We start from the raw sequence: 13,200 nt of genomic DNA, 5'->3' as shown, positions 1-13,200 counted from the left end.
ACCACCAAGCCGCTCGCTACCCCCAGCCGCCGCCCGCCCGCCCCGATGCGGCCCGGCGGCAACCGCCGTCGCGCAACGGACGGCAGTCGCCGCACTATCAGCGGTAAGTAATCTCTAGAGCATGTCTCGCCCCGTCGCACTGATCACCGGGCCGACGTCCGGCATCGGCGCGGGTTTCGCCCGCAGGTACGCCCGCGACGGTCACGACCTGGTCCTCGTCGCCCGCGACGGAGCGCGACTCGAGCGCCTGGCCGCCGAACTGCGCGACGAAACCGGCGCGGACGTCGAGGTGCTCACCGCCGACCTCGCCGAGGCCGCCGACCGGGCCAAGGTCGCCGACCGGTTGGCCGCCGGCGTGCGGGTGTTGGTCAACAACGCGGGGTTCGGCACCTCCGGGGAGTTCTGGACCGCCGACCTCGCGCTGCTGCAGTCGCAGCTGGACGTCAACGTCACCGCGGTCATGGAGCTGACGCACGCCGCGCTGCCGCCGATGCTGGCCGCGCACCGGGGCACGGTGATCAACGTCGCCAGCGTCGCCGGCCTGCTGCCCGGCCGCGGTTCGACGTATTCGGCGTCCAAGGCGTGGGTGATCGCGTTTTCCGAAGGCCTCGCCAACGGCCTGGGCGGCACCGGCGTCGGCGTGCACGCACTCTGTCCGGGCTTCGTCCGCACCGAGTTCCACCAGCGCGCCGGTATCGACATGGACGGCACGCCGTCGTGGTTCTGGCTCGAAGTCGACGACGTGGTGCGCGAGACAATGGCGGGCGTGGCCAAGAACAAGGTGGTCATCGTGCCCGGCCTGCAGTACAAGGCTTTGACCGTCGGCGGGCGGCTCGTGCCGCGAAACCTGGTGCGAGCGATGACGAAAGTCGTCGGCCGTGGCCGCAGCAGGACGTAGAGCTTGCCTCACGTGCGTGCCCTGACCGCAGCGCTGGCAGCGATCATCGTCGTCGCGGCCTGTTCGTGTTCCACTGACGACCGGTTGGAGCGGCCCTACGCCGCGCAGACCGCGACCATCGGCGAATCGCTTGCGACGCTGGGCTGGAACATGTCGGTGTCGAACCTGCGTTTCGACGGCGACTACGTCTTGTTCGACGTCGACGCGTCACCATCGGAGCCCGGCGGCGCGCACACCAAGCCCGAAGACATCCGGTTCGGCCTCTACGGTGCCCTCGCACACCCGATCGAGGCCAACGCGATCGGAGCGTGCCGCGATGTGACCAACCTTGAGGTGCAACCACTTTCGGCTCCGACGCCGGACCGCCTCACCGGCACGGTATGCATCGGGCCGGCGCGCGACCAGGTGCAGCTGCGAGGCGTGTACGCCTACTCGCCGAGCGACCGGGTGCCGGGCACCACTATCGCGCACCCGTTGGCGTTCCCCGTCGGGCTGCCCGCGGTCAGGGACAACGACACCGGGCTGTCGCTCGAGACCACGAGCCTCGACGCGTTCCGCGCCGACGGCGCCATGCTCGACGCGACGGCGCTCGGCGACCCGAACGCGTTCACCGGCAACGGCTACATGTTGATCGGCCTCGAGATCAGCGGCCTGGCCGAGCAGTACCGCGACGTCTCCGAGCAGCGTGGCGGGCCCGCGATGGTGTTGGTGTCGCCGACGCTGCCCCCACCCGGACTCAACCACGCGTGCGACATCTACGGCGATTCGGTGCTGGTGCTGCCCGACGCCTCCCGCGACGCGGTCCAGGTTCGTGCGTCGCTGTGCACCCAGGGAGAGATCAACAGAGCCCTGCTGTATGCGACGGTTTCGCTGGTCGGCACGCATGCCGCGCTGTGGACCGAGGATGCCTGAGCCGCCGGGCCAGGATGTCGCCGCCGCGCCTCCGGGACCGACGGAGTGGGGTGAGGGCCCCGGCGTAGGTCCGTGGCCCGGCCCGCCGCCTGACGACCCGCGCTACGACCCCGTGCTGCTGCGCGACGGTGACACCCGCAACGTCGTTGACGCATACCGGTATTGGACGCAGGAGGCGATCATCGCCGACATCGATACCCGCAGACACCCGTTGCACATTGCGATCGAGAACTTCGGCAACGACGCCAACATCGGCGCGGTGGTGCGCACCGCCAACGCGTTCGCCGTCCACACCGTGCACATCGTCGGCAGACGGCGCTGGAACCGCCGCGGCGCGATGGTGACCGATCGCTATCAGCGACTGCGCCACCACGACACCACCGCCGCACTGCTCGCGTTCGCCGCCGAGGCCGGCCTCACCGTCGTCGCCGTCGACAACATCCCGGGCGCCGCGCGTCTCGAGACCACCTCGCTGCCGCGGGACTGCCTGCTGATCTTCGGCCAGGAGGGGCCCGGCATCACCGACGAGGCGAGGGCCGGCGCCGCGCTGACCGTGTCCATCGCCCAGTTCGGCTCGACCCGCAGCATCAACGCCGGCGTCGCCGCCGGTATCGCGATGCACACCTGGATCACTCAACACGGGGACCTTTCGGCGGCCTGGTAGGGCAGGATCGACACCATGGATCAGCTCTGGGCCAACCGCGCAACCAGCGCTGAGGCCGCGATCGCCAAGCGACACCTCAAACGGCTGTGGGGCTTGCCCGGCACACAACTGGGCGTGGTCGCCTGGCCCGCGGCGCGGCAGCACCGACTGTTCGGCACGTGGCACTACTGGTGGCAGGCGCATCTGCTGGACAACCTCGTCGACGCGCAGGTGCGCGACCCGCGACCCGAGCGGCAGAAGATGATCGTCCGCCAGATCCGCACGCACCGGTTGCGCAACAACCTGCGGTGGACCAACGACTACTACGACGACATGGCGTGGCTGGCGCTGGCGCTCGAACGCGCAGCCAGGCTGGCGGGGGTGCAGCGACCGAAGGCGCTCGAGAAACTGGCCGATCAGTTCGTCAACGCCTGGGTGCCCGAGGACGGCGGCGGCATCCCGTGGCGCAAGCAGGACCAGTTCTTCAACGCCCCGGCCAACGGCCCGGCAGCGATCTTCCTGGCCCGCTACGACGACCGGTTGCGTCGCGCCCAGCAGATGTCGGACTGGATCGACGAGACCCTGATCGACCCGGACACCCACCTGGTGTTCGACGGGATCAAGGGCGGCTCGCTGGTGCGCGCCCAGTACACGTACTGCCAGGGCGTGGTGCTGGGCCTGGAAACCGAACTGGCCGCGCGCACCGATGACCCCGACCACGCCAGGCGGGTGCACCGGCTGGTCGCGGCGGTCGCCGAAAACATGGCGCCCGACGGTGTCATCAAGGGCGCCGGTGGCGGCGACGGCGGCCTGTTCAACGGCATCCTGGCGCGCTATCTCGCACTGGTCGCGACCACGTTGCCGCAGCACGACGACGACGACGGCGCGGCCCGTGACACCGCCCGCTCACTGGTGCTGGGTTCCGCGGAGGCGGCGTGGCAGAACCGCCAGACCGTCGACGGGCTGCCCCTGTTCAGCGCGTTCTGGGAGCGCACCGCCGAAATCCCCACCGCCGCAGGCAGTCAGGCGCAGTTCGTCGAGGGTGCGGTCAACGCCTCCGAGGTGCCCGAGCGCGACCTGTCGGTGCAGCTGTCGGGATGGATGCTGATGGAAGCCGCCCACGCCGTGACCGAGGAGTGAGCGCCTCGCACTCGGTTCCGCGGATCGTCCGCCTGCTGCCGACACGGTTCAGCCGCGACGCCAAGGCGGTCAAGACCGAGGAGAACACGGCGGCCGCCCTGCTGCTGCTCTTCACGATCGCCGCGCTCGTTTGGGCGAATTCGCCGTGGGCGCATGGTTATTGGGCGTTTCTCGATACCCACGTCGGGTTCACCTTCGCCGAGCACCGCTTCGAGCTGACCGTCAAACATCTGGTCAACGACGGGCTGATGGCGTTCTTCTTCTTCATCGTCGGGCTCGAGGTGAAGCACGAATTCGCGATCGGTGAGCTGACCGACCGGGCCAGGGCGGCGGTGCCGGTGGTGGCGGCCATCGCCGGACTGGCGGTGCCCGCCGCGATCTTCCTGATGTTCAATCCGTCCGGCGAGAACGCCGAGGCGTGGGGTGTGGTGATATCCACCGACACCGCGTTTCTGATCGGTGCGCTGGCGGTCATCAAGCCGAAGTTCCCGGCGCGGCTACGGATCTTCCTGCTGACCTTGGCCGTCGTCGACGACGTCGGCGCGCTCGGCGTGATCGCGCTGTTCTACTCCGACCGCATCAGCGTTGCGCCGCTTGCGGTCTCGATCGCAATCATCGTGGCGCTCGCGCTGGTGCAGTTCCTGCCGGCGGCGCGCGGCCCCGCCTACGCCGCGCTCGGCTTCGCGCTGTGGATCGGGCTGTTCATGGCCGGTGTACACCCGACGCTGGCGGGCGTCGCCGTGGCGCTGCTGATCCCGGTGTACTCGCCGGAGCGCAGCCAGGTCGAGGAGGTCGTCGCGCGCATCCGCGCGTTCCGGCAGTCGCCGAACTCGCGTTACGCCCGCGAGGTGACCCGCGGCCTGCGGGATTCGATCTCGATCAACGAACGCCTGCAGACCGGCGTGCGGCCGTATGTGTCCTTCGTGGTGCTGCCGCTGTTCGCGTTGGTCAACGCCGGGGTGGTGCTCGATGCGGCCGGCGTGTCGGCGGCCCTGCGTTCGCCGCTGACATGGGGCATCGTCGTCGGTCTGGTGGTCGGCAAGTTCGTCGGCATCACCACCTCGACGTGGGTGATGCGGCGCAGCGGTGTCGGCGAACTGGCGCCAGGACTGACGTTGCGCCGGATCGCCGGCGGTGCTGCGCTGTCGGGAATCGGTTTCACGATCTCGCTTTTCATCGTCGACATCGCGATCGACGACCCCGGGCGCCAGGAGCAGGCGATCATCGGCGTGCTGATCGCCTCGGTGGTCGCATTCCTGCTCGGGTGGGCGATCTTCCGCATCACCGACTGGCTCAGCCCGCCGGACCCGGTCGGGCTGAAACTGCTGCGGCCGATCGACCCGGACCGTGACCACATCAAGGGAGATCCCGACGCCCCGCTGACGCTCGTGGAGTACGGCGACTTCGAGTGCCCGTTCTGCAGCCGGGCCACCGGTGCGATCGACGAAGTGCGCGACCACTTCGGCGCCGAACTGCGCTATGTGTGGCGTCATCTGCCGCTGGAACGTGCCCACCCGCGCGCGTTCGACGCCGCGCGCGCAAGCGAGGCAGCCGCGGCGCAGGGCAGATTCTGGGAGATGGCCAGGGAGCTGTTCGGCCACCAGGACGACCTGGAGTGGTCGGACATGTACCGCTACGCGGTGGCGGCGGGCTGCGACATCGAGCGGTTCGACCAGGACGTGCGCGCGCACCCGTCGAAGGCGTTGCACCACGTGCAGGACGACGCGCAGGACGCGGAGCTGATGGACCTGAACTCGACGCCGACGTTCTTCGTCAACGGCAAGCGGCACAGGGGCCCGTTCGACGCCGCCAGCCTGATCCGCGCGCTCGAGAGCGGTCGAGTCGGCCGTTAGCCCGGCTGCTCGCCGGAGTCGACCGGCGGCGCCGCGATCCCGGCCCGCTTGGCGGCCCGGCGCCGCTTGAACCACTCGATGAACATCGGCAGCACGGAGACCACCACGATCGCGATGACGATCGGCTCCAGCAGTTTCTGGATGATCTCGAACCGGCCGAGCCAGTAGCCCAGCAGCGTCAGCCCGACGCCCCAGACGACCGCGCCGATCACGTTGAACAGCGTGAAGGCCCCGTAGTTCATCCGGGCGGCGCCGGCGGTCAGCGGTGCGAGCGTGCGCACGATCGGCACGAACCGGGCGATGACGATCGCGAACGGGCCGCGTTGTTCGAAGAACACGTGTGCTTCTTCGAGGTACTTCTGTTTCAGGAACCGCGCATCCGGCTTGAACATCGCGGTGCCGAGGTTGCGGCCGATCCAGTAGCCGACCTGGCCGCCCAGGATGGCGGCGATCGGGATGAACACCAGCAGCTGCCACAGCTGGAAGTTGATGACCTCGCCGCCGCCTTCGGCCAACGCGGCCGTACCGGCAGCCAGCATGCCCGCCACGAACAGCAGCGAGTCACCGGGCAGAATCGGGAACAACACCCCCGACTCGACGAAGATGACCACCAGCAGCCCGACCAGCGCCCACGTGCCGAAGTAGCCGAGCAGCGTCATCGGGTCGAGGAAGTCCGGCATCAGCGCCAGCTGGTCGGTCGCCGCGAGGGCCGAGATGGTCACAGTGCCCCAAGATACCGGCCAGCGCGTGCCGGCCCCGGTATCGCATGGTCTTGGCCATGTGAGGTGGGCCGTTCGGTGGGATAATCGCCGAAACCGCCGAGAGGACCGCTCATGGCCATCGCAACGCCCGAGGTGTACGCGGAGATGCTCGGCCGGGCCAAGGAGCACGGGTTCGCGTTTCCGGCCATCAACTGCACGTCGTCGGAGTCCGTAAACGCCGCGATCAAGGGCTTCGCCGACGCCGCCAGTGACGGCATCATCCAATTCTCCACCGGCGGAGCCGAATTCGCCTCCGGCCTGGGTGTCAAGGACATGGTCACCGGTGCGGTCGCGCTGGCCGAGTTCGCCCACGTCGTCGCCGCGAAGTATCCGATCACCGTCGCGCTGCACACCGACCACTGTCCGAAGGACAAGCTCGACACCTATGTCCGGCCGCTGCTGACGATCTCACAGCAACGCGTCTCCGAGGGCGGTCAGCCGCTGTTCCAGTCGCACATGTGGGACGGGTCAGCGGTGCCGATCGACGAGAACCTCGAGATCGCCCGTGAACTGCTCAAGGAGGCCGCCGCGGCGAAGATCATCCTGGAGATCGAGATCGGCGTGGTCGGCGGTGAGGAAGACGGCGTGGCGCACGAGATCAACGACAAGCTCTACACCACCGCAGAGGATTTCGAGAAGACGGTCGAGGCGCTCGGCGCGGGCGAACACGGCAGATACCTGTTGGCGGCGACGTTCGGCAATGTGCACGGCGTGTACAAGCCCGGCAACGTCAAACTGCGGCCCGAGGTGCTCGCCGAGGGACAGAAGGTCGCGGCCGCCAAGCTCGGATTAGCCTCGGATGCAAAGCCTTTCGACTTCGTCTTCCACGGGGGTTCGGGTTCGCTGAAGTCCGAGATCGAGGATTCGCTCCGCTATGGCGTGGTGAAGATGAACGTCGACACCGACACCCAGTACGCATTCACCCGGCCCGTCGCGGCGCACATGTTCACCAACTACGACGGCGTGCTGAAGATCGACGGGGAGGTCGGGGACAAGAAGGCCTACGACCCGCGCAGCTATCTGAAGAAGGCGGAGGCGTCGATGACCGAACGCGTCATCGAGGCGTGCCGGGATCTGCACAGCGCCGGTCGTTCGGTCACCGCAAACCAGTGAAGCAAACCAGTGAAGTCGCCTATTGGGGCGCTTGGCAGATCTTCCACTGGTCGTCGCGGAACTCCAGGTCGAAGCTTCGGGTCGACCGGACCGCAGGTGCGTACGCCATGAAAGCGGTGACGTTCGCCTCGGCGTGATCGCCGTTGATCACCACCTGGTCGATGCTGGCGACCACCGGATACTGTTTGGTCTTGCTCACCCGCTCGTGGATCTCCGCCCAGGTCTTGTCGTCGTACTTGACGTAGCTGTCCCGTTTGCTTCCGCAGGTGATACCGCGCAGCTTCGCCAGATCACCGCTCTGGATCGCCGTGTCGAACTCCTCGATGGCGGCGCGGACCATCTCCTCCTGCGACGCCCTCGGTTGCGAGTCCCGGGTGAGCAGCACGGTGCCGAGCACCGCGATCGCGACCAGCGCGGCGATGACCAGCACCACAGCCACCACCCAGCCCCAGCTGCGGCGCTGCGCAGGTGGCTTGGGCGCCTCGCCACGCGCCGGAATGACTTGCGGGGCAACGGGTTTCTGCTGTCCCGCCACTTCGGAGGGGGAGGCGAACACCTCGGTGGCCGGTTCGGCCGGGGTGTCGATCCGCTGCGTCGTGCCCGCGTCGAAACCCGACGGCGCGGTGAATCGGCGCTCACCCTCCTGGATGTGCGGCGCCTCCGCTGTCTGCGGTTGGGCGGCCGCCATGACCTCGGTCGCGGGTTCGTGGTCACCGTGCTGCTCGATCACCTCGGTCGCCGGTTCCGGATCGTGCGAGCCCTCTGCCTCCGGGGCGTCGTCGACGGCTGCCTCGTCGCCTGTGGAATCCGCGGGCTCGGGCGCTTCGGGGTTCTCGGAGGCTTCAATGTCCGAAGCGTCCGGCGCGGCCGAGACGTCTTCCGGCTGGTCAGGCCCTGATGGGTTCGACATGCCTGCTGCGGTCCTCCCTTACGACGCTACGGCGGGAAGCTTAGTCACTGGTCCGGCCCGTCGCTCGAACCCGTGCGCCCATCGGTGCCGGTGACGTGCACGGCACAATGGGGGCCATGACACGGATGGGTGATCTCCTGGGTCCGGATCCGGTGCTGCTGCCGGGCGACAGCGACGCCGAGGCCGAACTCGCCGCGGGCGAGAACCCGGCGATCGTGGCGGCCGCACATCCGTCGGCCTCGGTCGCGTGGGCGACGCTGGCCGAGGAGGCGCTGGCCGACGACAGGGCCATCACCGCGTACGCCTACGCACGCACCGGCTACCACCGCGGGCTGGATCAGTTGCGGCGCAACGGGTGGAAGGGTTTCGGTCCCGTGCCCTTCCGTCACGAGCCCAACCGCGGCTTCCTGCGCTGTGTGGCCGCGCTGGCGCGCGCGGCCGACGCGATCGGCGAGACCGACGAGAACCAGCGCTGCCTCGATTTGCTCGACGACTGCGACCCGTCGGCGCGGGCCGAACTCGGGCTTGCCTGACTACTCCGCTTCACACCTGCAGTCGGTGTCGCCGTCGGGCGGTTCCACCTGAACCGTCGAATGGTCCAGCCCGCGCGCGGTGAGCACCGCGCGCGCGTCGTCGAGCACCAAGGCCGAGTCCCGGTCGCTGGTCAGGTGCGCGGTCACCATGTCCTTACCGGGGACCAACGTCCACACGTGCAGGTCGTGCACCTCGGTCACGCCTTCGACGGCGCACAACGCGGTGCGTAGCTCCTCGACGTCGATGTGGGTGGGCGACGACTCCGACAGGATGCGCAACGCCGCGCGTGCCAGCGAGATCGCCCGCGGCAGCACCCACAGCGCCACGAACACGGCGACCACGACGTCGGCGTACGGCCAGCCCGTCGTGACCGTGACGATGCCCGCGATCAGCACGCCGATGCTGCCGACCGTGTCGGCGACGACCTCCATGTAGGCGCCGCGGACGGCCAGGCTGTTCTCCGAATGCGCCCGCAAGAGCAGGACGACGACCGCGTTGGCCACCAGACCCGCCAACGCGACGACGATCATCGGCACGCCCGGCACCTCCGGCGCGTCGCCGAGGCGCTCGAACGCCTCCGAGAGGATGAACACCGCCATCCCCAGCAACAGCACCGCGTTGGCCACGGCGGTGAAGACCTCGGCGCGATGCCAGCCGTACGTGCGGGCGGGTGAGGCGCTGCCGTGGCGGGCGAGCAGCACCGCGGTCAGGCCCATGAACATCGCGACCAGGTCCGTGAGCATGTGGCCTGCGTCGGCCAGCAGCGCGATGGAATTGATCAGCAGCGCGGTGATCAGCTCGAGCGCGAAGAACCCGGTCAGGATCGCCGCGGCGATGACCATCCGGCTGACGCGGGTGTCACGCTGACTGTGATCGTGGCCGGCACCCATGCCAGCAATCTATGCAAAACTTCGCATATGTCGCAAGTGGCGATCAGAACCAGGCCGACCAGAACCTTGTCAACGAATTGCCTGCGCCGACCAGCTGGCGCGGCACGTCGGAGATGTCGAAGAACCACAGCACGATGTCCCAGAACCACTGGTTGAGCCCGGGCGCCAGCAGCAAGAGCAGCAGGATGAAGAACCCCCACTGCTTTGCGGGTTGCAGCGCCCGCTGCGTGTCGGGGCTCAGGTGGGGTTCCAGCGCGCCGTAGCCGTCCAGGCCGGGGATCGGCAGCATGTTGAGCACGAACGCCGTCACCTGGAGGAACCCGAGGAAGGCCACACCGGCCCAGAACACCGAACGCTCCGAGTCGCGCAGCAGCGCGGTCAGAGCCAACAGCAGCACCGCGAACACCAGGTTGGTGCCCGGACCTGCGAGGCTCACCAGAGACTTCTGACGCTTGGTCATGAACGACGTGCGCACCCAAACCGCCCCGCCCGGCAGCCCGATTCCGCCGATCGCGATGATCAGCACCGGAAGCCCAATCGACAGCAGCGGATTCGAGTACTTCAGCGGGTTCAGCGTCAGATAGCCGCGGACCGGGACGTCGTGGTCGCCGAACTTCCACGCGGTGTATGCGTGCGCGAACTCGTGCAGGCACAGCGTCACCACCCAGCCGGCGATGACGAAGACGAACACGCCGACGTAGGCGAGCGCTTCGACCTTGTCCGCTGACAGCCACGCCAGCACGCCGCCGACCACCGTTGTCGCGACGATCGCCAGGAAGATCGGGCTCGGCCGCACCGACTGATGCAGCGGATGGATCGTCACCTCACGAAACCTACCGCTTCGCCGAAACCGACGTAATGGCGGAAAAGTGCGGGTGGATTCCGCCATTGCGTCGGTCTCGTCGAGTTGTTTAGAAGCGACCCGCGGCCTGGGGCGGCTGGCTACCCGACCCGCAGCCACCCTTCGGTGTGCCGGTAGAACGTCGAACGCTTCACCGGCCGGGCCGCAGGCACACCGTCGCGGACGACGCGGGCGCCGCTGGTGCCGAGCTGGGCGGCGCGGCCCGCGGCCCAGCGCCGCGGCCCGGCCCCGACGACGGCCGCACGCAAGCCGGGCATGGTGTCCGTCGGCTCGATGCGCACCGCGGGCACCGTGCCGTCGAACAGCACGGTGTCGTCGACGACGGCCTCGCCGTGCAGCGGTTGTCCGGCCGGTTCGCCCCGCCACTCGGCGGCGCCGACGATCACCGCGCCGGCGTCGTCGCGGATGAGCGGAACCCGGGCCGCGCTGCCGCGCAGGGCCCGTCGCGCCTGCCACGGGCGCCGCACGTGCGCCACCTCGACGCCGAGCCGGTCGGTGCGCATCAGCCGGGTCAGCACTGTCGCCAGGTCGGCGTCGGAGCCGACCACGATCAGGCGTCGGCAGGGTGTGTCGGGGTCCTCGGCGACGGGCAGAGCCCGCAGCGCGCGAGGCGATCGCCGGCCGCCGAACAGCAACACCACGACGTCAGTGGCGTTCAACGCGGCTCCTCGCATACGGCTGGGATAAGGTAGCTCACCGGCTGCACAGTGTTGATGCAGATTAGCGGGAGACCAAGCCATGCCGGCAATCGTGCTCATCGGCGCGCAATGGGGCGACGAGGGCAAAGGAAAAGCCACCGACCTACTCGGTGGGCGCGTCCAGTGGGTCGTGCGGTACCAGGGCGGCAACAACGCCGGCCACACCGTCGTCCTGCCGACGGGGGAGAACTTCGCCCTGCACCTGATCCCGTCGGGGATCCTCACGCCCGGCGTCACCAACGTCATCGGCAACGGTGTGGTGGTCGATCCCGGTGTGCTGCTCACCGAGCTGCAGGGGCTGGTCGACCGCGGCGTCGACACCGAGCGGCTGCTGATCTCGGCGGATGCGCACCTGCTGATGCCGTATCACGTCGCGATCGACAAGGTCGTGGAGCGCTACGCCGGCAGCAAGAAGATCGGCACCACCGGCCGCGGCATCGGCCCCTGCTACCAGGACAAGATCGCCCGGATCGGGATCCGGATGGCCGACGTGCTCGACCCGGTTCTGCTGGCCGAAAAGATCGATGCCGCACTGGAATTCAAGAACCAGGTGCTGGTCAAGATCTACAACCGCAAGGCGCTCGACGCCGCGGAGGTGGTCGACAACCTGCTCAACCAGGCCGAGGGCTTCAAACACCGCATCGCCGACACCCGCTACCTGCTCAACACGGCGTTGGAAAAAGGCGAGACGGTGCTGCTGGAGGGCTCGCAGGGCACCCTGCTCGACGTCGACCACGGCACGTATCCCTTTGTGACATCGTCCAATCCGACAGCGGGTGGCGCCGCGGTGGGCTCCGGTATCGGACCGACGCGGATCACCACCGTGCTCGGCATCCTCAAGGCCTACACGACGCGGGTCGGCTCGGGCCCGTTCCCGACCGAACTGTTCGACGCCAACGGTGAGTACCTGTCCAAGACCGGCGGCGAATTCGGCGTGACCACCGGCAGGCGGCGCCGCTGCGGATGGTTCGACGCGGTGATCGCCCGGTATGCCACCCGGGTCAACGGCATCACCGACTACTTCCTCACCAAGCTCGACGTGCTCTCCAGCCTCGAAACCGTGCCGGTCTGCGTCGGATACCGTGTCCACGGCCAGCGTCTGGACGACATGCCGATGACCCAGTCCGACATCGCCCACGCCGAACCCATCTACGAGGAACTGCCCGGCTGGTGGGAGGACATCTCCGGCGCCCGCGAATTCGAGGATCTGCCCGCCAAGGCCCGCGATTACGTGCTGCGGGTGGAAGAGCTTGCCGGAGCGCATGTCTCGTGTATCGGCGTCGGGCCAGGCCGGGACCAGACCATCGTGCGCCGCGACATCCTGGCGCGCCCGTGACCGACGATCCCCACCTCGTCGACCCCGACTACGACAAACACGGCGGCTTCCCGAACTTTCAACGCGCCCAACCCGGTCCGGGCTTCGGCCGGTTCCTCGCGGCGATGCGCCGGGCGCAGGACCTGGCCGTGTCCGCCGATCCTGACAGCGACACCTGGGACGAGGCCGCCGATCAGGCCGAGGCGCTGGTCGCGCTGCTCGACCCGTTCGAAGCGGCCGAGGGCGTCGGCCCGGCCAACCGCGTGCCGTCGCTTCCCGGTGCGGGCAGCCTGCTGATGCCGCCGTACCGGAAGGTGCTGCTCGACTCGAACGGTGTGGACCTCAAGGTGCAGTTCAGCCGGTACCACGTCGGCGGCAACCACGCCGTACACGGTGGGGTGCTGCCGTTGCTGTTCGATTCCGTGTTCGGCATGGTGATTCACGCCGTCGGACGTCCGATCAGCCGCACCGGTTTCCTGCATGTCGACTACCGCAAGGTGACCCCGATCGACACCGAGTTGACGGCGCGTGGCTGGCTGCGTGAGGCCGACGGGCGCAAGGCCTTCGTCAACGCCGAGTTGCGGGATCCCGAGGACAACCTGCTCGCCGAGGCGAACGGATTGATGATCCAGCTGCTCGCCGGCCAGCCGTGAACTCTTGCGCCGAGACTG

14 protein-coding genes are annotated in these 13,200 nt (G+C 68.5%); 9 read left to right on the top strand and 5 right to left on the bottom strand.

The window, feature by feature from the left end; all coding sequences use genetic code 11:
• Positions 1–121: 121 nt before the first annotated feature.
• Genes AU185_RS10235 through nhaA form a run of 5 tightly spaced genes read left to right on the top strand, consistent with a single transcriptional unit; the run spans position 122 to position 5,446 of the window.
• Positions 122–898: an SDR family NAD(P)-dependent oxidoreductase gene (locus tag AU185_RS10235; RefSeq protein ID WP_059156969.1), complete on the top strand. Its 777-nt coding sequence runs from the start codon at positions 122–124 to the stop codon at positions 896–898.
• A gap of 12 nt (positions 899–910) precedes the next feature.
• On the top strand, positions 911–1,810 hold the full coding sequence (locus tag AU185_RS10230; RefSeq protein WP_059099316.1) for a hypothetical protein: 900 nt from the start codon (positions 911–913) through the stop codon (positions 1,808–1,810).
• Positions 1,803–2,474 (top strand): TrmH family RNA methyltransferase, encoded by a 672-nt coding sequence (locus AU185_RS10225; RefSeq protein ID WP_059099315.1) that lies wholly within the window; start codon positions 1,803–1,805, stop codon positions 2,472–2,474. Before AU185_RS10230 ends, AU185_RS10225 begins: the two co-directional genes overlap by 8 nt.
• A 15-nt stretch (positions 2,475–2,489) precedes the next feature.
• On the top strand, positions 2,490–3,593 hold the full coding sequence (locus AU185_RS10220; RefSeq protein ID WP_059099314.1) for a glycoside hydrolase family 76 protein: 1,104 nt from the start codon (positions 2,490–2,492) through the stop codon (positions 3,591–3,593).
• The gene (gene nhaA / locus AU185_RS10215; protein WP_502687788.1) at positions 3,590–5,446 is read left to right on the top strand and encodes a Na+/H+ antiporter NhaA; all 1,857 of its coding nucleotides are present in this window, start codon (positions 3,590–3,592) and stop codon (positions 5,444–5,446) included. Before AU185_RS10220 ends, nhaA begins: the two co-directional genes overlap by 4 nt.
• Here the strand turns inward: nhaA and AU185_RS10210 are convergent.
• Entirely contained in the window at positions 5,443–6,126 is a 684-nt protein-coding gene (locus tag AU185_RS10210) for a DedA family protein (RefSeq protein ID WP_059099333.1), read from the bottom strand. The two genes, nhaA and AU185_RS10210, sit on opposite strands and share 4 nt — an antisense overlap.
• Before the next feature lie 153 nt (positions 6,127–6,279).
• Between AU185_RS10210 and fbaA the strand changes: the two genes are divergently transcribed.
• Entirely contained in the window at positions 6,280–7,320 is a 1,041-nt protein-coding gene (fbaA, locus tag AU185_RS10205; protein ID WP_059099312.1) for a class II fructose-bisphosphate aldolase, read from the top strand.
• 19 nt (positions 7,321–7,339) lie between these two features.
• Here the strand turns inward: fbaA and AU185_RS10200 are convergent, their stop codons facing one another.
• Entirely contained in the window at positions 7,340–8,230 is an 891-nt protein-coding gene (locus tag AU185_RS10200; protein WP_059099311.1) for an Rv0361 family membrane protein, read from the bottom strand.
• 116 nt (positions 8,231–8,346) lie between these two features.
• Here AU185_RS10200 and AU185_RS10195 point away from each other — a divergent pair, with 116 nt between their 5' ends.
• A complete protein-coding gene (locus AU185_RS10195) occupies positions 8,347–8,763 on the top strand; it encodes a DUF3151 domain-containing protein (RefSeq protein ID WP_059099310.1) in 417 nt (138 codons plus the stop codon).
• Here the strand turns inward: AU185_RS10195 and AU185_RS10190 are convergent, their stop codons facing one another.
• The 3 genes from AU185_RS10190 to AU185_RS10180 all read right to left on the bottom strand — a co-directional run bounded on the left by AU185_RS10190 (position 8,764) and on the right by AU185_RS10180 (position 11,175).
• The gene (locus AU185_RS10190) at positions 8,764–9,654 is read right to left on the bottom strand and encodes a cation diffusion facilitator family transporter (protein WP_059099309.1); all 891 of its coding nucleotides are present in this window, start codon (positions 9,652–9,654) and stop codon (positions 8,764–8,766) included. It abuts the gene before it with no gap.
• A gap of 43 nt (positions 9,655–9,697) precedes the next feature.
• Positions 9,698–10,477 (bottom strand): site-2 protease family protein, encoded by a 780-nt coding sequence (locus tag AU185_RS10185; RefSeq protein ID WP_059099308.1) that lies wholly within the window; start codon positions 10,475–10,477, stop codon positions 9,698–9,700.
• A 119-nt stretch (positions 10,478–10,596) separates the two neighbouring features.
• Complete coding sequence (locus AU185_RS10180) at positions 10,597–11,175, bottom strand: hypothetical protein (protein ID WP_059099332.1); 579 nt, start codon at positions 11,173–11,175, stop codon at positions 10,597–10,599.
• A gap of 79 nt (positions 11,176–11,254) precedes the next feature.
• Here AU185_RS10180 and AU185_RS10175 point away from each other — a divergent pair, with 79 nt between their 5' ends.
• Positions 11,255–12,550 (top strand): adenylosuccinate synthase, encoded by a 1,296-nt coding sequence (locus AU185_RS10175; RefSeq protein ID WP_059099307.1) that lies wholly within the window; start codon positions 11,255–11,257, stop codon positions 12,548–12,550.
• Complete coding sequence (locus AU185_RS10170; RefSeq protein WP_059099306.1) at positions 12,547–13,182, top strand: PaaI family thioesterase; 636 nt, start codon at positions 12,547–12,549, stop codon at positions 13,180–13,182. Before AU185_RS10175 ends, AU185_RS10170 begins: the two co-directional genes overlap by 4 nt.
• Positions 13,183–13,200 lie beyond the last annotated feature (18 nt).

Source organism: Mycobacterium sp. GA-0227b (genome assembly GCF_001499855.1).
Taxonomy (GTDB): Bacteria; Actinomycetota; Actinomycetes; order Mycobacteriales; family Mycobacteriaceae; genus Mycobacterium.
Note: the sequence above shows the minus strand (reverse complement) of the source record. Positions and strands in the feature narration are given on the sequence as shown.